The organism is Paraglaciecola polaris LMG 21857 (assembly GCF_000315055.1).
Lineage (GTDB): Bacteria > Pseudomonadota > Gammaproteobacteria > Enterobacterales > Alteromonadaceae > Paraglaciecola > Paraglaciecola polaris.
This window is the reverse complement of record NZ_BAER01000025.1, coordinates 48640-70900: the sequence shown is the minus strand read 5'-3', so window position 1 is coordinate 70900 and position 22261 is coordinate 48640. Positions and strand designations below refer to the sequence as shown.

At 42.1% G+C, this 22261-nt stretch carries 25 protein-coding genes and 1 riboswitch; of the genes, 12 read left to right on the top strand and 13 right to left on the bottom strand.

Translation table 11 applies throughout. The features are described from left to right. Positions 1-92: 92 nt before the first annotated feature. The 5 genes from GPLA_RS05555 to fur all read left to right on the top strand — a co-directional run bounded on the left by GPLA_RS05555 (position 93) and on the right by fur (position 2859). A complete protein-coding gene (locus tag GPLA_RS05555; protein ID WP_007103875.1) occupies positions 93-494 on the top strand; it encodes an H-NS histone family protein in 402 nt (133 codons plus the stop codon). Between the two features lie 79 nt (positions 495-573). Further along, entirely contained in the window at positions 574-1359 is a 786-nt protein-coding gene (locus tag GPLA_RS05550; RefSeq protein WP_456095263.1) for an alpha/beta fold hydrolase, read from the top strand. Positions 1360-1420: 61 nt separating this feature from the next. Further along, positions 1421-1633: a DUF2788 domain-containing protein gene (locus GPLA_RS05545; protein WP_007103873.1), complete on the top strand. Its 213-nt coding sequence runs from the start codon at positions 1421-1423 to the stop codon at positions 1631-1633. A gap of 54 nt (positions 1634-1687) precedes the next feature. Beyond that, positions 1688-2212, top strand: coding sequence for a flavodoxin FldA (gene fldA, locus GPLA_RS05540; RefSeq protein WP_007103872.1), 525 nt, complete (start codon positions 1688-1690; stop codon positions 2210-2212). Positions 2213-2436: 224 nt separating this feature from the next. Then, positions 2437-2859 (top strand): ferric iron uptake transcriptional regulator, encoded by a 423-nt coding sequence (gene fur, locus GPLA_RS05535; RefSeq protein WP_007103871.1) that lies wholly within the window; start codon positions 2437-2439, stop codon positions 2857-2859. Between the two features lie 113 nt (positions 2860-2972). Here fur and GPLA_RS05530 read toward each other — a convergent pair whose 3' ends face one another. The 9 genes from GPLA_RS05530 to moaA form a co-directional block, all read right to left on the bottom strand. Beyond that, a complete protein-coding gene (locus GPLA_RS05530) occupies positions 2973-3746 on the bottom strand; it encodes a DUF1223 domain-containing protein (RefSeq protein ID WP_007103870.1) in 774 nt (257 codons plus the stop codon). 74 nt (positions 3747-3820) lie between these two features. Beyond that, positions 3821-4504: a molybdate ABC transporter permease subunit gene (gene modB / locus GPLA_RS05525; RefSeq protein WP_007103869.1), complete on the bottom strand. Its 684-nt coding sequence runs from the start codon at positions 4502-4504 to the stop codon at positions 3821-3823. Further along, positions 4494-5243 (bottom strand): molybdate ABC transporter substrate-binding protein, encoded by a 750-nt coding sequence (gene modA, locus GPLA_RS05520; RefSeq protein ID WP_007103868.1) that lies wholly within the window; start codon positions 5241-5243, stop codon positions 4494-4496. Before modA ends, modB begins: the two co-directional genes overlap by 11 nt. Positions 5244-5280: 37 nt before the next feature. Further along, entirely contained in the window at positions 5281-5745 is a 465-nt protein-coding gene (gene moaE / locus GPLA_RS05515; protein ID WP_007103867.1) for a molybdopterin synthase catalytic subunit MoaE, read from the bottom strand. Between the two features lie 3 nt (positions 5746-5748). Then, entirely contained in the window at positions 5749-5994 is a 246-nt protein-coding gene (moaD, locus tag GPLA_RS05510; RefSeq protein ID WP_007103866.1) for a molybdopterin converting factor subunit 1, read from the bottom strand. After that, complete coding sequence (moaC, locus tag GPLA_RS05505; protein ID WP_007103865.1) at positions 5991-6491, bottom strand: cyclic pyranopterin monophosphate synthase MoaC; 501 nt, start codon at positions 6489-6491, stop codon at positions 5991-5993. The genes moaD and moaC overlap by 4 nt, the downstream gene beginning before the upstream one ends. Before the next feature lie 3 nt (positions 6492-6494). Next, positions 6495-7040 (bottom strand): molybdenum cofactor biosynthesis protein B, encoded by a 546-nt coding sequence (moaB, locus tag GPLA_RS05500; RefSeq protein ID WP_007103864.1) that lies wholly within the window; start codon positions 7038-7040, stop codon positions 6495-6497. Positions 7041-7154: 114 nt separating this feature from the next. Further along, entirely contained in the window at positions 7155-7766 is a 612-nt protein-coding gene (gene mobA, locus GPLA_RS05495; protein ID WP_007103863.1) for a molybdenum cofactor guanylyltransferase, read from the bottom strand. 5 nt (positions 7767-7771) lie between these two features. Then, positions 7772-8740 (bottom strand): GTP 3',8-cyclase MoaA, encoded by a 969-nt coding sequence (gene moaA, locus GPLA_RS05490; RefSeq protein ID WP_007103862.1) that lies wholly within the window; start codon positions 8738-8740, stop codon positions 7772-7774. Next, positions 8734-8917, bottom strand: a riboswitch (molybdenum cofactor riboswitch). It overlaps the preceding gene by 7 nt. Before the next feature lie 249 nt (positions 8918-9166). Here moaA and GPLA_RS05485 point away from each other — a divergent pair. From GPLA_RS05485 to GPLA_RS05460, 6 genes are all read left to right on the top strand, one after another. Then, positions 9167-10060, top strand: a complete 894-nt coding sequence (locus tag GPLA_RS05485) for a hypothetical protein (RefSeq protein WP_007103860.1) — start codon at positions 9167-9169, stop codon at positions 10058-10060. After that, the gene (locus tag GPLA_RS05480) at positions 10053-10877 is read left to right on the top strand and encodes an HAD-IIB family hydrolase (protein WP_007103859.1); all 825 of its coding nucleotides are present in this window, start codon (positions 10053-10055) and stop codon (positions 10875-10877) included. Before GPLA_RS05485 ends, GPLA_RS05480 begins: the two co-directional genes overlap by 8 nt. 48 nt (positions 10878-10925) lie before the next feature. After that, positions 10926-12155: a glycosyltransferase family protein gene (locus tag GPLA_RS05475; protein ID WP_007103858.1), complete on the top strand. Its 1230-nt coding sequence runs from the start codon at positions 10926-10928 to the stop codon at positions 12153-12155. Positions 12156-12180: 25 nt separating this feature from the next. Next, positions 12181-13941: a sugar phosphorylase gene (locus tag GPLA_RS05470; RefSeq protein ID WP_007103857.1), complete on the top strand. Its 1761-nt coding sequence runs from the start codon at positions 12181-12183 to the stop codon at positions 13939-13941. Positions 13942-14386: 445 nt separating this feature from the next. Continuing rightward, complete coding sequence (locus tag GPLA_RS05465) at positions 14387-14593, top strand: EF-hand domain-containing protein (RefSeq protein ID WP_007103856.1); 207 nt, start codon at positions 14387-14389, stop codon at positions 14591-14593. Between the two features lie 73 nt (positions 14594-14666). Then, positions 14667-14885: a CREC-EF hand family protein gene (locus GPLA_RS05460; RefSeq protein ID WP_007103855.1), complete on the top strand. Its 219-nt coding sequence runs from the start codon at positions 14667-14669 to the stop codon at positions 14883-14885. 55 nt (positions 14886-14940) lie between these two features. On the opposite strand, the gene GPLA_RS05455 is transcribed toward GPLA_RS05460, so the two are convergent. Further along, positions 14941-15921: an NAD(P)H-quinone oxidoreductase gene (locus GPLA_RS05455; RefSeq protein WP_007103854.1), complete on the bottom strand. Its 981-nt coding sequence runs from the start codon at positions 15919-15921 to the stop codon at positions 14941-14943. Positions 15922-16019: 98 nt separating this feature from the next. On the opposite strand from GPLA_RS05455, the gene GPLA_RS05450 reads away from it, so the two are divergent. Continuing rightward, complete coding sequence (locus GPLA_RS05450; RefSeq protein ID WP_007103853.1) at positions 16020-17207, top strand: class I SAM-dependent rRNA methyltransferase; 1188 nt, start codon at positions 16020-16022, stop codon at positions 17205-17207. Between the two features lie 101 nt (positions 17208-17308). On the opposite strand, the gene GPLA_RS05445 is transcribed toward GPLA_RS05450, so the two are convergent. From GPLA_RS05445 to GPLA_RS05435, 3 genes are all read right to left on the bottom strand, one after another. Then, a complete protein-coding gene (locus tag GPLA_RS05445; RefSeq protein ID WP_007103852.1) occupies positions 17309-17611 on the bottom strand; it encodes a PilZ domain-containing protein in 303 nt (100 codons plus the stop codon). A 111-nt stretch (positions 17612-17722) separates the two neighbouring features. After that, positions 17723-21649, bottom strand: a complete 3927-nt coding sequence (gene hrpA, locus GPLA_RS05440) for an ATP-dependent RNA helicase HrpA (protein WP_007103851.1) — start codon at positions 21647-21649, stop codon at positions 17723-17725. Positions 21650-21749: 100 nt separating this feature from the next. Then, positions 21750-22169 (bottom strand): CBS domain-containing protein, encoded by a 420-nt coding sequence (locus GPLA_RS05435; RefSeq protein WP_007103850.1) that lies wholly within the window; start codon positions 22167-22169, stop codon positions 21750-21752. Positions 22170-22261: the final 92 nt, after the last annotated feature.

The following is a 22261-nucleotide window of genomic DNA, read 5'->3' as shown; positions in this document are numbered from 1 at the left end:
AATAACCACTAATTTCGATAAAATTATTGCTAACTATCACGTAAAAATATATGTTTCACACTAAGTAAACTCTTAAAATAAAAAGGTAAATTATGAGTGATTTTATTAATATTCTAACTCATGGACGTCGTTTGCAAGGAGCGGTAAAGGAATTATCGGTTGAAGAATTAGAAAATGTTGCAGATAAGTTAAATTCAATTATTGAAAATCGTAAAGCGAAAGAATTAGAACAGCAAGAAGCAGCAAAAGAAAAAAATGAAAAGCTGAATCAAATTCTTGCTCAATTAGAAGAAGCCGGACTTGACGTAAATGATTTACAAAAAGCTGAGCCAGCAAAAAAATCTACCAAGGTAGGTAAAAAGCGCCCAGTGAAATACACATTAACCGATAGCGAAGGAAATGAGCACAAGTGGACTGGTATTGGCCGTATGCCCAAAGTATTTAAGGCTGCGCTTGATAGTGGTAAGTCATTAGATTTATTTTCAATCGCGTAAATTAGCTCTGTCGTCACTAGGTGTGGCGACAACCCCTCTTTTGTTCTTCCATTACCTTATTAATTAATAGGGGCACACTATTTCTACTTTTAACATTAATCATAAAATCGACCTCGGCCAAAAAAAACAACCTTGGCTGTTATTAATTCATGGCTTGTTTGGAAACTTGGATAATCTCGCCATGCTGCGTCGACAATTAAACGATGACTTTAATATTGTTTCAATTGATTTACCCGATCACGGAAAATCTCAGCATTCCACTCAATTCAGTTTTACACGTTACGCGGAATCTGTAACCGAGCTTCTGATTGAATTAAAAATTACTGAGGTAAGTATTGTTGGCCATTCACTCGGTGGCAAAGTCGCCATGCAAATTGCTTTAGAACATAACGACTTGGTTCGCTCGCTAGTGGTACTAGATATCGCCCCGGTTAATTATGAGCCAAGACACGAAAATGTTTTTAAGTCGTTACGTAATGTAAAACTAAATCAGGTCCATCAGCGCAGTGATGCGGATAGTATGATGAGTGAATATCTCACTGAACCATCAGTAAAACAGTTTTTGTTAAAGGGCTTGTATCAAGATAGTGTAAGTAATACATGGCACTGGCGCTTTAACCTAGATTTACTCTATCGGGAGTATAATCGTTTATCCAAAGCCTTAGAAAGTGCTCACAGCTATATCAAACCTGTGCTGTTTTTAAAGGGCGAATTGTCTGATTATCTGCAGCCTGAATATACCAAACAAACGATGGAATTATTCCCCGCTAGTCGAGTACGCGTTATACGCGGCACTGGTCATTGGTTACACGCTGAAAAACCTAAAGATTGTGCTAAGCATATACGTACATTTTTACTAAATTAGGTTTTTTCAACCTTGTCACAATATGCTAAAGTAACGCCGCAATGAAATGTAGTGAGTTCCCATGTTAAGCGAATATTATGAACAAATTGAAGCCATTGCCTTGGATTTGGCCTTGGTTGGTTTATTCTTACTCATGGGCTTTGCAGTACATGATGTTTTAAAAAAGAATAGCGTGCCTATGATAGGCAGAGTTGTTGTTTATTTAGTCTTGTTTTTAGGTGCCGCAGGCTTTGTTTTTAAAGGTGTCGTGCAGTTTTTTTGGCAAGCTAATTAGTAGCACTGGTGAGACACCAGACTTATATAACTAGATTTTGAGGTATCCCACACAATGGCAAGCGTAGGCCTATTTTTTGGTAGTGACACGGGTAACACTGAGCATATTGCGAAGATGATCCAAAAAGAGTTGGGCAAAAGCCTGATTGATGTACATGATATTGCGAAAAGCAGTAAAGAAGATATAGCCGAATTTGACTTGCTCATGTTTGGTATTCCGACTTGGTATTATGGCGAAGCGCAATGTGATTGGGATGATTTTTTCCCTGAGCTAGAAGAAATAGACTTTGCCGATAAGTTAGTAGCCATATTTGGCTGTGGCGACCAAGAAGATTATGCTGAATACTTTCTGGATGCCATGGGCATGGTACGAGATATAGTAGAAGCAAAAGGCGCTATCCTGATAGGTCAATGGTCGACAGATGGCTATGATTTCGAAGCGTCAAAAGGCATGGCAGATGACGATCATTTTGTTGGTCTTGGTATTGATGAAGACCGTCAACCCGAGTTAACAGAAAGCCGAGTCAAGTCCTGGTGTAAGCAGATTCACGAAGAAATGTGTTTAGCCGAACTACAGTAAATCGAATAGTTGAATACCTTTCAACTTGAAGGAGCGTTAGCTCCTTTTTTATGTAGAGTTTACAAGTAAAATGGCGTTTTTCGATCAGTTCAGTTAACCATTTATGGTTAAACGTCATTTTAATGAATTGTTAATTAAGTAAGCGATGATATGACTGGATCACCGACGTTTTAATCGGTACAGTTTACGATTATGTTGTTTACATCAAATGTTAAGTTGGATCCATGGACCAAAATAAAGAACTCAAAAAAGCGGGATTAAAAGTCACCCTGCCTAGACTAAAAATTCTTGAAATACTACAAGATCCTAACAATCAACATATCAGCGCTGAAGATGTTTACAAGATCCTTATTGAGCAAGATGAAGAGATTGGATTAGCGACTGTTTATCGAGTTTTAAACCAATTTGATGACGCAGGTATTTTAAACCGTCATCATTTTGAAGGGGGGAAATCTGTTTTCGAAATCAGCCACAAAAAGCATCACGATCATTTAGTCTGTTTAAATTGCGGTAAAGTCGTTGAGTTTGAAGATGACGTAATAGAAAAGCGTCAAGAAGAAGTAGCCAAGCGACACAGCATGACCCTGATCCATCATAGTCTTTATTTATACGGTGAGTGTCAGGACGACTGTGGTAATGACGAATAAACAGCTAAAAAAAACAAAGTAATACTGCGCCGATACGCGTCTCGCTCAAGATAAACACTAGTTACTGAGAGGTATAAACAGGTTTATCTTGGGAGTGTCTATTCTCTCTTTAGTTACTCTATTACCCAGTCTTTGGGGATGTCTCCAGCAACGACTTGTAATGGAGTAAGTGATTCGTCGGTAATCCAAATTGCTATTCCATAACTTTGGGCGTGGATCTGGGTTTTATCCCACACTAAACGAACTGGCAAATCTCGGGCGTAGCTCGTCTGCTGGTGAGCCAACACGATAAAGTTTTCTTTTAGCGTTTTGCCTGCATTCTCCCCCTTGTTAACCTGAGTTGAAATACCTATACCCAACAAGGCGATGTTATAAATAAGCGGATCTTTGTTGTCATTCATTAGCTCATCTCTTTGATAAGTTAATTTAAGGACACTTTTATCGATACTCACATCAAGCTGACCTACATGATGTGCGTTTATTAATGGTAATGGCTTTCCGCTGAACCAGCCTTTCCATTCACGACCTTCCACCACGAAGCCAGGTGTATAAACGGAATTCACTTTATTTTTACGGCGATATTCTTGCTGACGTTGGCTAAATTGTTTGGATGCAAAAGGATCTCGCCAACCTAACTGATCCCAATAGTCCACATGGAAAACAACAGGAACAATGGTTTTCCACAATGCAGGATTATTTTCATATTGATTAACCCACCTTTGTGCCGGAGGACAACTGCTACAGCCCTGTGAAGAGTATATTTCCAATAGTGTAGTATGTTTGTTTTTTGAGCTTAATTGAATTGTATGCTGACGTGTTGCCTCAGCACTATAGGCTGTTGAGTAAAGCAGCATACAACTTAAGATGATTGATAGATAAACCTTCATGAATGGGCTCTCTTTGCGTTAATAAAGACCAGTGCACATTTTCCGGCAGTTTATTCACAGAGTTATCACGAAGATTAAATATTTTCCCTACGTCGTAACATACTTAAAGACAACAATACCAAAAAAGCAAAAAATACGAGCGTCACTGCAACTTGGTTTGCTGAGTCCATCTGGTTTGTTTCAATTAAATCGTAAAGTAGTATGGAAAGCACTCGTGTTTCACTTTCAATGTTACCTCCTATTAGTAATACCACGCCGAACTCACCAACCGTATGGGCAAATGCCAAAATACAGCCTGTGGTGATGCCATGTTTACTCAAGGGCAATACGATATAACGAAAGGTTTGAGCAAAGCTTGCCCCCATGGTATTGCTTGCATCGAGCAAATCACGGTCAATCTTAACAAAGGCGTCTCGCACCGGTTGCACCATGAAGGGTAAACTATAAACAATGGAGCCAAACAATAAGCCGTAGAATGAAAAAACGAGTGTGCTATCAAACAGCGAAAACCATGCATGCCCCACCGGGTTTTGCGGCGAAAATAGGATCAACAAATAAAAGCCCAGAACAGTGGGCGGTAAGATAAGTGGCAAGGTAATACATGCTTCGATAACGGGTTTGAGTTTATTTTTCGATTGGCTCAACCACCATCCCAATGGAATGGCAAGAATGAGTAATATCAAAGTCGTAAGTGTTGCCAGCTTTAGAGTAAGTAGGGTCGCGAGCCAGATTTCATTGTTTGAAAGGCTATTCAGCATCGGGCCTTATCCGTGGAATAATTTGAATTTCGGCACTTTGGTAGCCATGTTGAATAATGATGCGTTGACCACTTGAGCTGAGAATAAAACGATAAAAGGCCATCACCTCATCGGTTTCCTGTTGGCTGCGCTGAGCTTGTTTGATAACCACCATTTGCTGGTTGATCGGAGTATAAAGTTGACTTGGGATTAACCAATAGTCTTTAAGCCCTCCTTGTTTATCGAGTACTTGGCTCAGAGCGACAAAGCCTGCTTTCGCTGCGCCCGTTTGTACATAATGTGCAACTTGTGAAACATTATTGCCCATCACTATTTGATCTTTCAGGCGATCATAAACGCCTAAATTGTGTAACGTTTGCTTTGCCGCTAAACCAAAGGGCGCTAACGTAGGATTGGCGATTGCCAATTTTCCGCCTAGGGAATTAAGGTTATTTTGATTAACTGCTGATTGCCCTTTCGCCCATAAAACAAGCTGACCTAATGCATAGTTCTTACGTGTTTTGGGTTCAATTAGATAACTTTTTTCAAGGCGTTTGGGGCGCTCACTGTCGGCAGATAAAAATAAATCGAAAGGCGCGCCACGTTCCAATTGGGCATATAAAACTCCCGTCGATGCGGTCGACACACTAATATCAACACTAGGTTGCTGAGCTTTATACGCAGCTACTAATAGTTCTAACGTCGGTTTAAAGTTTGCAGCTACAGCAATCTTCACCTCAGCATTAACCCAGGCGCTCATAAACACCCCGCACACGATGACGATTAACTTTATAAATTTAGTCATCATTCCCCCACTTTGCCCGGGCCTTTTCATCATTCGGATTGGCCTCAACCCATCTTGGGCCGCACTCTGTGGTTTCTTTTTTCCAAAATGGAGCCTCTGTTTTTAAATGATCCATTATAAACTGCGCACCATCGAATGCATCTTTGCGGTGGGCTGATGTGACACCCACAAAGACTATTTGATCACCTTGGGCTAAATGTCCAACTCTATGAATAACGATTATTTTGCCGAGTGTCCAACGTTGGCGTGCTTGTCCCACGATATTAGTCAAACTATGCATGGTCATGGCCGGATAATGTTCTAAAAATAGTCCACCGATAGCGTGGCCTTGATTGAAGTCACGTACTAATCCGCTAAAGGTAACAATTGCGCCTTGACTGGCGCTATCTTGTCTTAGGGCATTATAAAGTGCGTTTTGGTCAAAATCGTCAGTTTGTACATCAATTATATCCTGCATGAATTAACCTCCCGTAACAGGCGGGAAGAAGGCCACCTCGTCTCCGTCATTAATAGTGCTTTTATCACTGCCTATAGTTTGATTAATCGCCACTAGGGTGGACGCACCAGATAAACATTCCTGCCAAAGTACCCCGCGTTGTCCAAGGGCGGTTTTTAATGCTTTAACATCGTTTACCGGTAACTCGATTGATAACTGACCTGTTTGCAGTTGTTCTTTTAACTGCCCGAAAAACAGCACATTTATCATGTGTTTTGCTCCTCTTTGCGTTGCCAATGACCACTCTTGCCACCTTGTTTTTCTAATACCTTAATGCCGCCAATGACCATGCCTGGGTCAACTGCTTTACACATATCAAATAACGTTAACGCTGCCACTGACACCGCGGTTAGTGCTTCCATTTCTACCCCAGTTTGGCCGGCAAGTTTACACATAGCGGTAATTCCAATACCACTGTTGTCATCAAGTGTCGTAAAATCAATTTGAACTTTAGTTAGCATAAGTGGGTGACACAAGGGGATCAGATCACTGCATTTTTTCGCTCCTTGAATGCCTGCTATTCGCGCAACAGCAAATACATCTCCTTTGGCATGCTGTTTATTATTTATCAGCGCTAACGTTTGGGCTGACATGTATACCCGGCCTTCGGCATATGCTACTCGTTGCGTTACATTTTTATCGGTCACATCTACCATATTGGCTTCGCCGTGCTGATTGACGTGGGATAAAGTATTCTGACTTGTCATTAATTAACCTCTGCTGTCACACGGCGCTAAATTTGTATCTTTCAAATGCACAATAAAATTGCATGGCTTATGCCCAGCGTTGAGCTGTTGCTGTAATATTCCATTCCACGCGGTACGACAGGCTCCTGTTGAACCTGGCATGCAAAAAATTGCGGTGCCATTTGCCATACCACCGATTGCACGAGATTGAACAGTAGACGTCCCTATTTCGGTGTAGGAAATATATCTAAATAGTTCACCAAATCCCTCTATCTCTTTATCAAACAACACTGACAAGGCTTCAGGGGTAGTATCGCGAGCCGTGAATCCTGTCCCCCCGGTAACTAACACAACTTGAACGTTGGAAGATGCAATCCAATTTGAGACGGTTGCTCTAAGCTGATATTTGTCATCTTTGACAATACACTTCTCCACGAGGCTGTGACCATCACTTTGCAGAGCATTCACTAAGTACGCACCTGAGGTATCAGTCTCTTCGTCACGGGTGTCTGATACCGTTAATACAGCGATGTTCAGGGGAACTGTATTTGAAATAGAAGAATGTGCCATGAAATTCCTTCGTTATAGCGTCATTAACGACGCGGCTAATAATTATTTGCAAGCTTGTGGATACTGCCTGCGCCTGAATGTTATAAAGTGACGGTACCTAAGGTAAATATTATGTCATCGCTTCGTATTAAATGAGCGATTCAAATCTTCCCACTGAGCCGGAAGATTAATATTATCAAACTCGTTGCAGTCGATACCTGTTACTAGTGGTATCGATTGAGCGTTAAATACTCGCAGTAAACTGTGCAACGAAAAAAATGCTCCCTGATATAACGTATTGTTTAAATACGCGAAAATGTCCTCATGTAAGGGAATGCACATGGGTAGATTCCAAGCCTCGAAATGAACTATTTCATTACTTTGTATCCCAGCTTTCACCAGAGACATTAACGTACTCGATGATAAATTTGGCATATCCACAGGCAATACAAACATCGCGCTAGCGCGGTGGTGATTATGCTTGATGTAATTAAATCCAGCATGGATGCCTCCTAATGGACCACATCCCTTAAACTCATCTTGAATATGTTGTGGCTCAGAGCCACTGATTAATACGGTATCAAGGCCCACTTGATGTAATAGTTGGGTCGCGTGGTGCAATAGGGATATATCATTATGGGTGAAACGCAGTTTACTTTTGTCAGTCCCCATGCGTGACGACAATCCGCCCGCTAACACCAAGCCAACTACATTAGTTTCAGGTCGATTTGACGTTTGCTCGACCATCAAAGTTAACCACCTAACATCGCGAGATGTTTAGTCGCACCCGTATAGCCGTCATGCAGAAAATGGGTCGATTTTTTGTCACCCAGTAATGTGCTTAATTCATCTTGTAATCGTTGGGTATCGCCATCCGCAATAAATTGACGAATATCTAAACCCTGATCGCTAAATAAGCATAAGTGCAGTTTACCCAACGCGGAGATACGTAAACGATTACACGTAGCACAGAAATCCTTACTGTACGGCATAATAAGTCCGATACGCCCCTGATAATCAGGATGAGAAAACTCTTGGGCAGGGCCCGCTGTTTTATCGCGCACAATTTGTTGCCAGCCATCCGCAATAAGTTGATCTTTAATTGGTTGACCAGAAGTATGATTTTTATCAAAAAACAACTGGTTGTCACCCGTTTGCATAAGCTCGATAAAACGCAACGTTAAGGGAGTCGTTTTGAGCCAATTAAGAAAGGTTTTCAATTCACCTTGATTAAAGTGTCGCATAAGAACAGCATTTACCTTGACGGTTATCCCTAGCTCGATCGCTCTGTCGATACCGCGTAAAATAACGTCCAGTTTATCGTGACCGGTAATTGAGGCGAACATACGGGGGTCTAAACTATCGATACTTATGTTCATAGATGTTAGGCCCGCTTCGACCCAACTATCTATGTGATCTGGTAATTTATAACCATTGGTCGTCATGGCAACATGTTTGATGCCTTGGGTATTTGCGCAGGCTTGTATTACTTGAGGCAGATCTTTACGTAGAGACGGCTCTCCACCAGTAATACGAATTTTGCTGGTGCCAAGTTGGGCAAAAGCACTCGCTATATGGGTAATTTCTTCGAGAGACAAAAAGTCTCGGTCGGTGTCGCATTGATAGCCATCAGGCAAACAATACTCACAACTAAAATTGCACACATCAGTAATTGATAACCGCAGATAATGAAATCGACGGCCGAACTTATCTTGCAACATATTCACTAACACCTTTCCAAATTGAAGTTGCTACGCCTTATTTACGTAACACTTACGGGGAGGCTGTCCGATTTCTCTCGCAACCCTGGCAATAGTACATTCAACATTGAATGCACATCGCGGCCTGCACACCCTGTCTTGTGAGTTAGGTGTATAGGCTCGGAGTTAAACCACAGTACATTTTTACCATACTTTGCATACCCAAGGCTATTTGTTGCTTACTAAAACCCCGTAGATAGTTGTCAGTAAATATGAATTTCTATTTCAGGAGGCAGTAAATTTAGAATGTGAGGAAACAATAATTGCAGTACTACCGACGTGATTTAGTGATTGGCATACATGTTGTATTAAGTATTGCTATCGGGCGGTTTTCACCCGAAACAAAACATAACAATATTGGTGCAAAACAGGGGAATAAACATGAATATGTTGACCGAATTTGCTGATAAACATAAGTTAAGCAAGGATTTTTTACATGATGCAAGAAAATGGTACATCCCCTTAGCAGACAATATTAGTAAGCACCAAAAAGGTGCAGGAAAGCCCTATTTTTTAGGCATTAATGGATGCCAAGGCTCTGGTAAATCAACTTTATCGGACTTTTTAAGCGCTTACCTTAGCCAGCAATATGATTTGCATGTAGTTGTTATGTCGTTAGATGACTTTTATTTTGATCAATCAAAACGGAGCGCCATTGCGGTGAAGGTGCATCCTCTTTTTCAGACTCGAGGAGTACCCGGGACCCACGATATGATCCAAGCAGCACGAGTATTGGAACAACTACGTGCAAGCGCTGATCAGGTGTCTATTCCCCGTTTTAATAAAGCCACTGATAACCCGGCTCCTAGGCAAGAATGGCAGACGATAACCAAGCCTGTTGATGTGGTTATTTTCGAGGGTTGGTGTTGGGGGGTAGATCCGCAAAATGACAATCAACTGCTCAATGCAGTAAATGCACTAGAGCACGAGCAGGACGAAACTGGCGTCTGGCGCAAGTTTGTCAATCGTCAATTGGAGCAACACTATGCCCCACTATATTCGTTCATGGATTATTGGATAATGTTAAAAGCACCATCATTTGACTGTGTCTATGCTTGGCGTTTAGAGCAAGAACAAAAATTACGTCATTCTCTCCCCGCTAAATCAGATAATCCTGAGACTGGCGTTATGACGGATGAGCAAGTGCAGGCTTTCATACAATATTATCAACGCCTTACGCAGCACGCTTTAGAAACGTTAGAAAATAAGTGTGATGTGGTATTTACCTTAAATAGTCAGCGCAGAATTTCCGACCAACAAATCAGGAGTACTTATGCTTAAACAGGTTTTAGTCTTTACTGATATGGATGGCACATTGTTGGATCACGACAACTATGATTACTCCCCAGCCCTAGATATGCTGAACACCCTAAAAAGTAAGCACTTCCCCGTCATTCCTGCTACCAGTAAAACCAAGGCTGAACTTGATGTACTTATGGCCGAACTGCAACTCAGTGGCCCCTGTATCGTTGAAAATGGTGCGGCGATTTATTTACCGCAACATCTGTTCCATACGAGACCAGAAGGTTGCATCGAAAAACCTGGATACTGGGTTAAGGAGTTTGTGCGACCTCGTCCCCACTGGCTGGACCTAATTTCAAAATTGTTTTCTGAATTTGATAGTGAGTTTTTGCAGTTCTCTAACATGAGTAATCAAGACATCATTCAATACACCGGCCTAGATGAAAAAAGTGCCCGATTAGCAAATACACGATTATACAGCGAACCGGTTAAATGGCTTGGTACGCTAGAACGCAAAACGCTGTTTATTGCTCAGTTGCAACAATTAGGGGCCAACGTTTTACAAGGTGGGCGATTTCTCGGGGTGTCTGGTCAGTGTGACAAAGGACTGGCATTAATTTGGTTAGTCGATGCATATCAACGTCAACTTGGCCTCCGTGCGACTGTCAGTATTGCCCTTGGCGACAGTAATAACGACGTTGCTATGTTGGAAGCGAGCGATATTGCCGTACGCATCAAATCTCCCACTCACAATTTCCCCACTTTAACACGCACCTCAGGTATTTATGACAGTTCGCTGATGGGTCCATCAGGTTGGAGCGAATGCTTAAGCAAAATATTGATCCGTGAATGTTAAATTTACAAAATTGTACATCATTTAAATCCGAGAACTAAAGGAATCACTATGGCTGATTTTTATCAAAATGGCATCATTACAACTTTGCATAACCTTTCTGAACGTCCAGTTGAGGATCTAGAGAAGGAGTTGGTTAGTTTCGCTCGTCGTCGCCCCATGGCGCTTATCCTACCCTCGCTATTTTCCGAACTTGAAGGCGAAGCACTACCCCATATAGTATCTGAAATAGCTAAAGTGCCTTACCTATCTCAAGTGGTTATCGGACTCGATCGCGCAGATAAAGCACAATATAAACACGCCTTAACTTTTTTCGATAAATTAGGCCAAAACCATCGCATACTGTGGAACGACGGCCCTCGCCTAAAAGCCCTTGATAACGAATTGGCTGCTTTAGGCTTAGCGCCGAAGGAGTTGGGTAAAGGTCGTAATGTTTGGTATTGCATGGGCTATATTCTGGCCACAGGTACTGCTGAATCAGTCGCTCTTCATGACTGTGACATTTTAACTTACGATCGTAGCTTACTGGCTCGACTTATTTATCCGGTTGCCAATCCACAATTTAACTATGAATTTTGTAAGGGTTATTACGCCCGGGTCGCCAACGGTAAGATTAATGGCCGAGTGTCTCGTTTATTAGTCACGCCTATGTTACGCGCACTCAAGCGAGTTATTGGCAATACTGACTATCTGGAATTTATGGACAGCTTCCGCTACCCCCTAGCGGGCGAGTTTTCGTTTAGGCGGGATGTATTAAGTGATATTCGTATTCCCAGTGACTGGGGCCTGGAGATTGGTGTGTTATCGGAAATGCATCGTAACTATTCTAATAATCGTTTATGTCAGGCGGATATCGCAAAAACATACGATCATAAACATCAAGACCTCTCTGCTGACAACGATGCAGGTGGGCTATCTAAGATGTCGATTGATATCACTAAGGCTATGTTTAGAAAACTTGCGACCCAGGGAGAAACATTTAACACCGAGACCTTTCGCTCGATTAAAGCGACTTACTACCGTATTGCGTTAGACTTCGTTGAAACCTACCACAACGATGCCATTATGAATGGCCTCACGTTAGATATTCACAATGAAGAAAAAGCAGTTGAATTATTTGCCCAAAATATTATGAAGGCAGGTGAGAGCTTCTTAGATAACCCAATGGAAACACCTTTTATTCCCAGTTGGAATAGAGTCATCAGTGCCATGCCAAATGTACTCGAGCGTCTGAAAAATGCTGTTGAACAAGACTATAACGAATGTAAAAATACCCTTTAGCGCTAACATAAACAATGGTGACGTAATGCAAAGTACATACAACCAGCTAACCGAGTTAGTCGAACATCACTTAGCCGTCATTTATAATGACGTCGAATTACCCCTAAGCTATCAAGCGCTTGCTCAGGATCTTTTGTCGACCATAGGGCTAAGTGAAAATCAAGATATCCCCCCTCCCCTGCGTCACCACAACAACTGGACTCAGCAAGACGCTGTGCTAATAACCTACGGTGACTCAATTGAAGAAGCCGGCGTTAAGCCTTTAAAGACGTTACATAAGTTTCTTAACGAACGCTGTATTGATAATTTGAACAGCGTACATATTTTGCCTTTTTTTCCCTACAGCTCAGACGATGGTTTTTCAGTCATCGATTACTCAAGTGTCAATGAGTCATTAGGAGACTGGGTAGATATAAAGCGCATCGCAACTGACTTTAGATTGATGTCAGATGTCGTCATCAATCATTGTTCTGCAAGAAGTGCGTGGTTCGATAATTTCATTAAGGGTGAAGGGTTAGGCAGCGACTTCTTTTACACAGCGAGTCCTGACGAAGATTTATCAAATGTAGTGCGACCACGTACATCTCCTTTGTTGCGTGAAACAGAGACCGCCACAGGCATGCAACACGTTTGGTGTACGTTTAGTCACGATCAGGTTGACTTTGATTTTCGCAATCCAAAGGTATTACAAACCTTTGTCTCTATTATTCGTCAGTACTTAGACAACGGCGTTCGATTGTTCCGTCTAGATGCCGTGGCATTTTTGTGGAAAAAAATTGGCACTAATTGTATTAACTTAGAGCAAACCCATGAAGTCGTTAGGTTATTGCGTACCCTAATAGAGCACGCACAGTCAGACGTGATCATCATCACTGAAACCAATATCCCCAATCGCGAAAATTTAGCCTATTTAGGTAACGCCAACGAAGCACACGCTATATACAACTTCTCGCTTCCGCCATTATTGGTCAATACCCTTATCACTGGCGACTGTCATTACTTAAAATCCTGGCTTATGAGCATGCCCCCAGCCCAGAACGGCACCACTTACTTCAATTTTATCGCCTCTCATGACGGCATAGGCCTGCGACCTGCAGAAGGACTACTAGCAGACGAAGAGCTCACCGTATTGGTTAATACTATGCAAAATTTCGGTGGCCGAGTATCCTGGCGAGCTTCGGAAAATGGCCAGCAAAAAGCGTATGAAATAAATATTGCGTTATATGATGCATTACAAGGGACAACAAAAGGTACCGATAAATGGGGTTTCCAGCGTTTTATCTGTGCCCATGCCATTATGCTGGGACTCGAAGGGATCCCGGGGATCTATATTCACAGTTTGTTAGCAACAGGTAATGACTATGAACGAGTAAAAAACACCAGTCATAACCGCGCGATAAACCGTCATAAGTGGCAGTATGGGGAACTGCAAGAGCAACTGGCTTCACCTTACTCCCAACATCATCGCGTATTAAAAGCCATGGGTGAGTTATTAACAATCAGGCGGCGACAAGTTGCCTTTCACCCTAATGCAACACAGTTCACTTTACAGCTAGGTAATCATATTTTCGGTTTTTGGCGTCAAAGCATCGACCGAAGACAAAGTATTTTTTGCTTGAGTAATATCAGTGATGAACCTCAAGAAATTCATCTAAGCGACATCAATTTGGTAGGTACTGACCAGTGGTTAGACCTAATGACGCAACAGCCGATATATGCTTCACAAAGCAGTATAGTGTTGGCACCTTATCAAACGATGTGGATCAGTAATCTACCTAAAGGCTAGGTAGGCACTCCGCGTGCACTGAGCAAGTGACATTATGCATATGATAACGCTCTATTATTATGTATATTGTCGCTTTTTCGCTACGCGTAACTAATTAGCTTCGCCTTAAGTCACTGATTAATAATACCTTTTATATCACTAACCGTTAAGTGTAATCGTATCCACACATATACCTTATTATATAGTCTTTAGTTTACAGCTTTTCTCTCCAAGACCATCCCAAACCATTGAATATAATGTACTTTTTAACTTTGGCATAATCCATGTAATACCTGAATTGTATTCAACATCTGAATAGTGACGTTTACGTTCGCTGCCATTTAATATGAATATTTGAGTAATATTGCTCGTCAAATTTGTTATGCCTTAATAAAAACGCAAAGCGTGAAATTGGCTTAACAACGACAACCTAGCTAATTTTGTTTAGCCATAAGGAATCGACATTATGAAAACGTTAATTGTAATTACCGGCCTATTTCTGGCCTCTGGAACAGTCTACGCCCAAGAAGATTTAATGGATGCGCTAGATACTGATAACGATGACCGTATCAGCCTAGAAGAAGCTTCATCAGATGCAGCTTTATCATCGGTATTCGCAGAGCTCGATATTAACAAAGACGGATACCTTACAGCGAGTGAATTGGAAAATTAGTCAGATGGTTCGAATAGTATTAGCGTCTAAACGAACAAAGTAACACTAACAAATAAAGTATCAGGAGAACCAAATGAAAAAAACAGTGATTGCAGGCTTAATAGCGTTGACATCAGCAAGTGCATTTGCCGCTACTGACATTTTTGCAGCCTTGGATGTTAATGAAGACAATATGCTTAGCGCTAAAGAAGCGAGCATTGATACCACCCTTGCCGCTATCTTTAATGACTTAGACGGCGACAAAGATGGCTATGTATCCAAACAAGAGTTTAGTGTGCTGTTACAGAGGTAGTTCAAATCTGGCTAGGGTGATAATCTCCCCTAGCCACCTTTATGTTTCAGTATATTTACCAAGAAACTATAATTTTCCCCATACTGTCGTTTTGCTCAAGCCGTTGATGGGCGGTGGTAATATCGCTAACGCCATATTGAGTATCAATGACAGGACGCAGAGCACCATTTTCTAAATCCGCAAAAAAGCGTTCCGAAAAATCTTTAATTAATACGGTTTTATATTCATCGCTGCGACTGCGTAATGTCGAACCGGTAATCGTTGCTCGCTTAGCTAACATCAGCGCCATATCGAGCTTGTCTGCATATCGTCCTGCAAGCATAGCAAGGTAAACTATGGTCCCATCGATATTCAAAATACGCAGATTACGATTGACGTAATCTCCGCCGACAAAATCAATGATGACATCCACGCCGCCTTGCTCAAAGCACTCAGCAAAGTTTTGTTCTTTATAATTTATCAGTCGATCAGCACCGTACTTTTCGCATATGGCTAATTTCTTCTCACTTGATGCCGTAACACTCACATGACATCCATGCGCTTTTGCCAATTGAATGGCAGCGAGACCGACCCCACTTGCCCCTGCATGTATCAACACACGCTGCTGAGGTTTCAATCCAGCCACTTGAAATAAGCTTTGGTAAGCCGTTAAAAAAACCTCAGCAATACCAGCTGCACTAGGCATATCAACACTTTTAGGCCTTGACATAAGATGTGTGGCATTGACCGCGACGTATTCGGCATAGCCACCACCGGCGACCAGGGCAAACACTTCATCACCGATACTCCACCGAGATGGTGAGTTATCGTCATCGGCGTAAATTTCAACAATTTCGCCTGACACCTCAAGGCCCAATATAGGACTTTCGCCTCTCGGCGCAGGATACTTTCCTTGACGCTGCAAGGTATCAGCGCGGTTTATGCCAAAGCTATGCACCTTTAACAACACTTGCCCATGCTTGAGCACAGGTTTTGTTGTATCATTAATAAAAAGCGTGTCTGTTGCTGTACTTTCTTGATAATCAATAAATTGCATGAATTCTCCATTGAATGTCTTGTTCAATTTGATGCTCGAAGGCAAAAGTCTGTCCCACGTTCACCTATTTAATTCTGTTTGTTGGAAACCACCACACTATGTCATCACGCGTTACATTACACCCCGGGCGAGAAAAATCGCTGCTACGCCGTCACCCTTGGATTTTCGCCAGTGCAATTGAAAGTGCAAAAGGCCGCTTGAATCTTGGCGATACTGTCGATGTTTATAGTCATGATGACCTTTGGCTCGGTCGCGGTGCCTATTCACCGCATTCTCAGATACAAGTTAGAATATGGACGTTTGAGCAAAATGAAAGTGTCGACAACGGTTTTTTTCAGCGTCGTATTGCAAAAGCACAACTTTCTAGAGAAGAATTGATTCGGCGGCACGGTTTAACCGGTTACCGATTAATCGCTGCGGAATCTGATGGGTTACCAGGGGTAACGATAGATATCTATAATCAAGTCATCGTCTGTCAGTTGCTCTCAGCTGGCGCCGACAAGCACAGAGATAAAATCGTCTGGGCATTGAAATCGCAATTTCCGCAACATGCTATTTATGAACGAAGCGATGTCGCAGTGCGTAAAAAAGAAGGGTTAGAGGAAGTTGCCCAAGTATTGAGTGGTGACATCCCTGATGAGGTCATCATCGAAGAAAATGGGGTTAAAATAATTGTTAATGTAAAACTTGGTCATAAAACCGGCTTCTATTTAGACCAACGTGACAATCGCGCGATTGCCGCACAATATGCTAACGACAGAGATGTATTGAACTGTTTCTGTTACACAGGCACGTTTGGTAGCTATGCCCTAGCGGCCGGTGCGCGCAGTGTGACTAGTTTAGATGTTTCTGATTTAGCATTGGAGACGGCCAGACGTAACGTTGAAATTAATGATTTAGATATCAGCAAATGTGAATTCAAAAATCAAGATGTGTTTCAAGCACTACGTGATTACAAGGCCGAAGGACGACATTTCTCACAGATCATACTTGATCCTCCTAAGTTTGTTGACTCAAAAGCATCTTTAAACCGAGCCTGTCGAGGCTATAAAGACATTAATATGCTGGCGATGCAAATTATGCAACCAGGTGGGATCCTCGCCACCTTTAGTTGCTCTGGCTTAATGCCATTTGATTTATTTCAGAAGGTCGTCGCAGATGCAGCGCTAGATGCAGGTCGTGAGGTACAGATAATACAACGTCTTTCTCAGGCGCCTGATCATCCGGTATCCACAAACTATCCCGAAGGGTTCTATTTGAAAGGCCTAATTTGCAAGGTACTTTAAATACATTACCCTGCGCTGCGCACTAGACATTACGTCTTTTTGCTCGGCGCAATACACAAACCTTGAAAATAGCCTGACGCCTCTTTTTAATATAAGGCCTGTTAATTCATCTCGGTTATTTCAACACCGATAATACAGGTTTTATCTTCACTGCATTCAGATCGCACTACCCTGCCTTTAGCGGATAAGGACGGGATTTGGCTATTGGTCGATTCTATATACACATCGACCAGAGTACCAATTTCTACCGATTGTTCATCTACTTCGAATGACATACCAGTTGCGCTTATATCCTTGCATACCGCTGGTAATGTACGACTCGACTCATCGTCGTTAACCACTATTTCGCACGCTGAGTTCACCATCATACGAAAAAAATTACGTTTGTCGTTGTAGCCTAACATCAAAATTCCATCCTAGTTTATTGCCTACTCTGTGTTTATAGGGTGCCGTTAAAGCAAAGTCAACGGACTTTATGCAAACCAAGTCGTTTAATCTATTGTTTGCTCATCTTATTAGCTCACTGTTTCGAGTTGATTGATGATGCGCTTCGTTGAAATAGGCATAGCCGTACCTAATTGTTGGGCAAAAAACGACACCCGTAATTCTTCGATCATCCAACGTACTTCAGCTAGCGCATCAGGCACAGGTAGACCTGCTGGCACTTTATTTAACTGCTTTGCGTACGCTTGCTGCACTTTTTCAACATTCAGCTGGTGAAGCCTGTCTTTCGTTGGATCAATCGGCAGTTTTTCAATACGCCGAGCAATGCCTTCGATATAACGTTGCCAATCATTTAAGCGCCCCGCTCCTATCTCGCTGGTAAAACCGCCAAATACCAAGCTATCTAGATGTTGTTTAATGTCGCCATACGCATTGATCATACTCATGGGGACGTTACCCTTCATTTTTTTCTTAATCTGGTGTGCCTTTGTTAAACCTATTTCAACTTTTTGCGCAATTTCTAATACCCGATCGTTGATTTCACTGCGCACAAAAACACAACACTTTTCGAAGGGTTCGGGCGTGCGTATATTGCCATTTTGTAACTGAAATTGAGTAACCAGTTCATCTATCGCTGCAGCAATAACATCATCAATAAGGGCTGTGATTTTGCCGAAAGGGTTAAAATACAAGCCTAGCTTTGCTTTATTGGGGAGCTTTTCATGCAAATATTTTATCGGTGATGGGATTGATATCAATATTAATTGCCTTAGACCAAGCTGATGTGATGATTGCGCCATATAAGGCTTGTCGAATAACTTAATTGCCACAGAGTGCTTTTGCGCGACTAGCGCCGGATACGCCTTAACATTAAAGCCACTTTGTTTACTCTCGTACTCTTCGGGTAGCGCATCAAAATCCCATTTTGTTAGACCTGATTTTTCTAGGCCGGGTTTGGCGATGCTACTTAAACTCTGCTTAACCTTACTTTGCAGCTCATGCTGTAAACCATGCAGATCTCGACCCTGCTTGAATAGTTTATTATGTTCATCTAAAACTTTAAAATTAAAATGAAGATGCGACGGTAATGTATCGATTTGCCAATCTTCGGCTGTGACCTCGACACCTGTCATACGCTTTAGCTTGAGGGTCAATGCGTTTAAAAATCCCACAGCTCGCCCCTTATCATCTATGGGTAAAATGTCCGCTAAACACGCTTGAGCATAGTTAGGAGCAGGCACAAAATTACGTCTAAGGCGTTTGGGTAGTGATTTAATTAAGGTAATAATAAGTTCATGGCGTAACCCGGGTACTAGCCAATCAAAACCGCTAGTAGATAGTTGATTTAGCAAAGACAATGGCACTAACAGACTTACCCCATCATCAATGTCAGTTGGGTTAAAATGATAATCCAGACTTAGGGTCAAATTACCCTGTCGCCACGTTTCAGGGAAATCAATTTCATGCGCTTTTACCGGCGAATTTTTAAGCAACATTTGCTTTGAATAGGACAGTAAATCAGGTGTATTATTACGCGCTTTACTCCACCATTTTTTAAAGCTTGCCTCACTGCAGACGTGCGAAGGGATATGCTCAGCATAAAAGTCGACCAGTGCCTCTTCGTCTACAAGCAGATCACGACGGCGGATTTTATCCTCTAACCCTCTAATTTCGTCAACTTCTAGCTGGTTTTCAATTAGAAAATCATCTTTAAGCTTGGTATCTTGATTAACGAGTGCTTCACGAATAAAAATCGCGCGACTGATGACAGGATCAATCTGACTGTATGCGACCCGGCGTTTTGTGACTAAGGGTAAGCCATATAAAACAACATTCTCAAATGCCTGCACGGTGCCTTGCTTCTTCGACCAGTGGGGTTCGCTGTAGTTACGTTTGATTAAATGACCAGCCAATGATTCAAGCCATTGGGGTTCAATTTTAGCCCCCATCCGTCCAAATAACCGTGAGGTATCAACCAATTCTGCAACCATCAACCACTTGGGACTGGTTTTAGCAATCCCCGAACCAGGGAATAACATGAAACGGCTATTCCGTGCTCCAAGGTATTCTTTATCTTTATCTTTATTTCCGATATGAGACAACAACCCCGCAGCCATAGCTTGGTGAATAGCTTGATAATCCGCCTCCGCTTGGCTGATCCTAAAACCAAGCTCGGCAATAGATTTTTTCAACTGGCTGACAATATCTTGCCATTCCCGCATACGCAGATAATTGATAAAATACTGCTTACACCATTTACGTAATTGATTATTGGTAAGTTCAGCCTGCTTAGCTTTGAACTCATGCCAGAGGGATAATAATGCTAAGAAGTCCGAATCTTTATTTGCAAACGCCTGATGTTTTTCATCCGCAGCTTGGCGCTTGTCTTGCGGACGCTCCCTGGGATCTTGAATACTTAAACCTGCAGTGATCACGGTTACATCACGCATACTATTTTGCTTTTCTGCTTCAACTATCATCCTAGCGTAACGTGGGTCAATAGGTAAGCGCGCCATCTGACGACCTATAGTCGTTAAACTAAGACGTCCAGTGTCTTTTTCTACTCCGCCTAATTCTTCAAGCAAGTTAAAGCCATCATTAATGCTACGAGAGTCGGGCATTTGAACAAAAGGAAATTGATCAATCTTGCCAAGTCCCAAGGCCAGCATTTGTAAAATAACAGACGCTAAATTAGTTCTTAAAATTTCTGGATCAGTAAATTCATCACGATTATTAAAGTCTTCTTCGCTATATAGACGAATACAAATACCATTGGAAACACGGCCACATCGCCCCGCTCGTTGATTCGCTGATGCTTGTGATATTGCTTCAATGGGCAGCCGTTGAACTTTGCTACGTACGCTGTAGCGGGAAATTCGCGCCGTGCCCGGGTCGATTACATATTTAATGCCGGGCACCGTAAGCGATGTTTCTGCAACGTTAGTAGCAAGTACAATCCGCCGTCCCGAGTGAGACTGAAATATTTTATTTTGTTCTGCTGCTGATAACCTTGCGTATAAAGGAACCACTTCGGTATGCCTGAATTGCTGACGAGTAAGTGCATCAGCCATGTCCCGAATGTCACGTTCACCACTTAAGAAAACCAGTATATCGCCTTGACTATGCTCACCTAGCTCATTCACTGCATCAATTATGGCCTGCGCTTGGTCACGATCATTTTCCTGCCCGTCTTCTAGTAAAGGTCGATAGCGCATTTCTACTGGAAAGGTTCGCCCGCTAACTTGAATAATAGGTGCATTATCAAAATGCTTAGAGAAACGCTCGGGATCAATCGTCGCTGATGTAATGATTAATTTTAAGTCGGGGCGTTTTGGTAACAACTGTTTCAATATGCCCAGAATAAAATCGATGTTTAAGCTTCGTTCATGAGCTTCATCGATAATAATGGTGTCATATTTCTTTAAAAATCTGTCTTGCTGTATTTCAGCCAGTAAAATACCATCAGTCATCAGCTTCACGTAGCTACGATCACTAACCTGATCAGAGAAGCGAATTTTAAACCCGACTTCATTGCCCAATTCGGTTTTCAATTCTTCCGCAATACGGTTAGCCACACTTCGTGCAGCGAGTCGCCTAGGCTGCGTATGGCCAATTAACCCAGCCACACCACGTCCTAAATCTAAGCAAATCTTAGGGATTTGTGTCGTTTTCCCAGAGCCTGTCTCACCCGCAATGATCACCACTTGATTATCGCGAATAGCGTCGGATATTTTGTCTTTTTGTTCGGTAACGGGCAGATCAGGGTATTCAATTTTAGGCCGATTATTACGCCGCTGTTCACACAATAATGTTGAACGTTCAATATCTTTACTTAGTTTAGCCAATGCCTCGACTTGCTTTGTTTCATCCAAACGCAGAATTTGCTGAATACGCCGACGAAAACGAAAACGGTCAGCGAGCATACATTGCTCAATCAGCTCGTTTAACTGTGAAAAGTTTAACTGGGTATTTTTCGTTTCAGATGCATGTGAAGACAATAAAATTTGCTCATACTAGGTGACAACCATAATGGTTGTCGATCCTAGAAGAATGAGTATTTAAATGCTAGTACCGAATCGTTAAATCGTTAAAAAACCCTTAACCAGCAATTCGGTAGCCATCTCTAAGTTGCATATCGATAGCATTTAGCAGTTGAGAGCGATTGACTGTGCCCAATAGATAACCATCATCGTCCACAACTGGATAGATCTTAGGTTTCGCACCAAGCATTGTTTGTGCTTGTTCAATCACGGAAACGTAGGGGCGAATAGAAACGACCTCTGTTCGCATAATGTCTTTAACGCGGCACACTTGCTCCCGGTAATAACACGACTCAATCATGCGGACTAAGCAATCCTGCTCAGATAAAAATCCTATCACTTTATTTTGGCCATCAACCACAGGACCACCGGTTTGACCACTTTGCAATAGACGCTCGACCGCTTCAGCAACAGACATTTCAACAGAAAATGTCACGGGCCGACAGTTCATATAATCGCTAACACGTAATGATTGCATAAATACTCCAAAGGTAAACTACCATTTGAACAACAAGTTTTTGACACACTTTTAGTTAAGCACATACTGGCGAATTTCATAGGATTAGCATC

Excerpts from the sequence above, each read along its gene's own strand:
- moaD (WP_007103866.1), bottom strand. The coding sequence starts at position 5,994 with ATGATAAATGTGCTGTTTTTCGGGCAGTTAAAAGAACAACTGCAAACA.
- moaB (WP_007103864.1), bottom strand. The coding sequence starts at position 7,040 with ATGGCACATTCTTCTATTTCAAATACAGTTCCCCTGAACATCGCTGTA.
- GPLA_RS05470 (WP_007103857.1), top strand. The coding sequence starts at position 12,181 with ATGCAAAGTACATACAACCAGCTAACCGAGTTAGTCGAACATCACTTA.
- GPLA_RS05555 (WP_007103875.1), top strand. The coding sequence starts at position 93 with ATGAGTGATTTTATTAATATTCTAACTCATGGACGTCGTTTGCAAGGA.
- GPLA_RS05460 (WP_007103855.1), top strand. The coding sequence starts at position 14,667 with ATGAAAAAAACAGTGATTGCAGGCTTAATAGCGTTGACATCAGCAAGT.
- GPLA_RS05435 (WP_007103850.1), bottom strand. The coding sequence starts at position 22,169 with ATGCAATCATTACGTGTTAGCGATTATATGAACTGTCGGCCCGTGACA.
- GPLA_RS05480 (WP_007103859.1), top strand. The coding sequence starts at position 10,053 with ATGCTTAAACAGGTTTTAGTCTTTACTGATATGGATGGCACATTGTTG.
- fur (WP_007103871.1), top strand. The coding sequence starts at position 2,437 with ATGGACCAAAATAAAGAACTCAAAAAAGCGGGATTAAAAGTCACCCTG.
- GPLA_RS05465 (WP_007103856.1), top strand. The coding sequence starts at position 14,387 with ATGAAAACGTTAATTGTAATTACCGGCCTATTTCTGGCCTCTGGAACA.
- GPLA_RS05545 (WP_007103873.1), top strand. The coding sequence starts at position 1,421 with ATGTTAAGCGAATATTATGAACAAATTGAAGCCATTGCCTTGGATTTG.
- modA (WP_007103868.1), bottom strand. The coding sequence starts at position 5,243 with ATGAGCGCCTGGGTTAATGCTGAGGTGAAGATTGCTGTAGCTGCAAAC.
- GPLA_RS05485 (WP_007103860.1), top strand. The coding sequence starts at position 9,167 with ATGTTGACCGAATTTGCTGATAAACATAAGTTAAGCAAGGATTTTTTA.
- GPLA_RS05475 (WP_007103858.1), top strand. The coding sequence starts at position 10,926 with ATGGCTGATTTTTATCAAAATGGCATCATTACAACTTTGCATAACCTT.
- moaC (WP_007103865.1), bottom strand. The coding sequence starts at position 6,491 with ATGACAAGTCAGAATACTTTATCCCACGTCAATCAGCACGGCGAAGCC.
- mobA (WP_007103863.1), bottom strand. The coding sequence starts at position 7,766 with ATGGTCGAGCAAACGTCAAATCGACCTGAAACTAATGTAGTTGGCTTG.
- fldA (WP_007103872.1), top strand. The coding sequence starts at position 1,688 with ATGGCAAGCGTAGGCCTATTTTTTGGTAGTGACACGGGTAACACTGAG.
- moaE (WP_007103867.1), bottom strand. The coding sequence starts at position 5,745 with ATGCAGGATATAATTGATGTACAAACTGACGATTTTGACCAAAACGCA.
- modB (WP_007103869.1), bottom strand. The coding sequence starts at position 4,504 with ATGCTGAATAGCCTTTCAAACAATGAAATCTGGCTCGCGACCCTACTT.
- GPLA_RS05450 (WP_007103853.1), top strand. The coding sequence starts at position 16,020 with ATGTCATCACGCGTTACATTACACCCCGGGCGAGAAAAATCGCTGCTA.
- GPLA_RS05445 (WP_007103852.1), bottom strand. The coding sequence starts at position 17,611 with ATGTTAGGCTACAACGACAAACGTAATTTTTTTCGTATGATGGTGAAC.
- GPLA_RS05455 (WP_007103854.1), bottom strand. The coding sequence starts at position 15,921 with ATGCAATTTATTGATTATCAAGAAAGTACAGCAACAGACACGCTTTTT.
- GPLA_RS05530 (WP_007103870.1), bottom strand. The coding sequence starts at position 3,746 with ATGAAGGTTTATCTATCAATCATCTTAAGTTGTATGCTGCTTTACTCA.
- moaA (WP_007103862.1), bottom strand. The coding sequence starts at position 8,740 with ATGTTGCAAGATAAGTTCGGCCGTCGATTTCATTATCTGCGGTTATCA.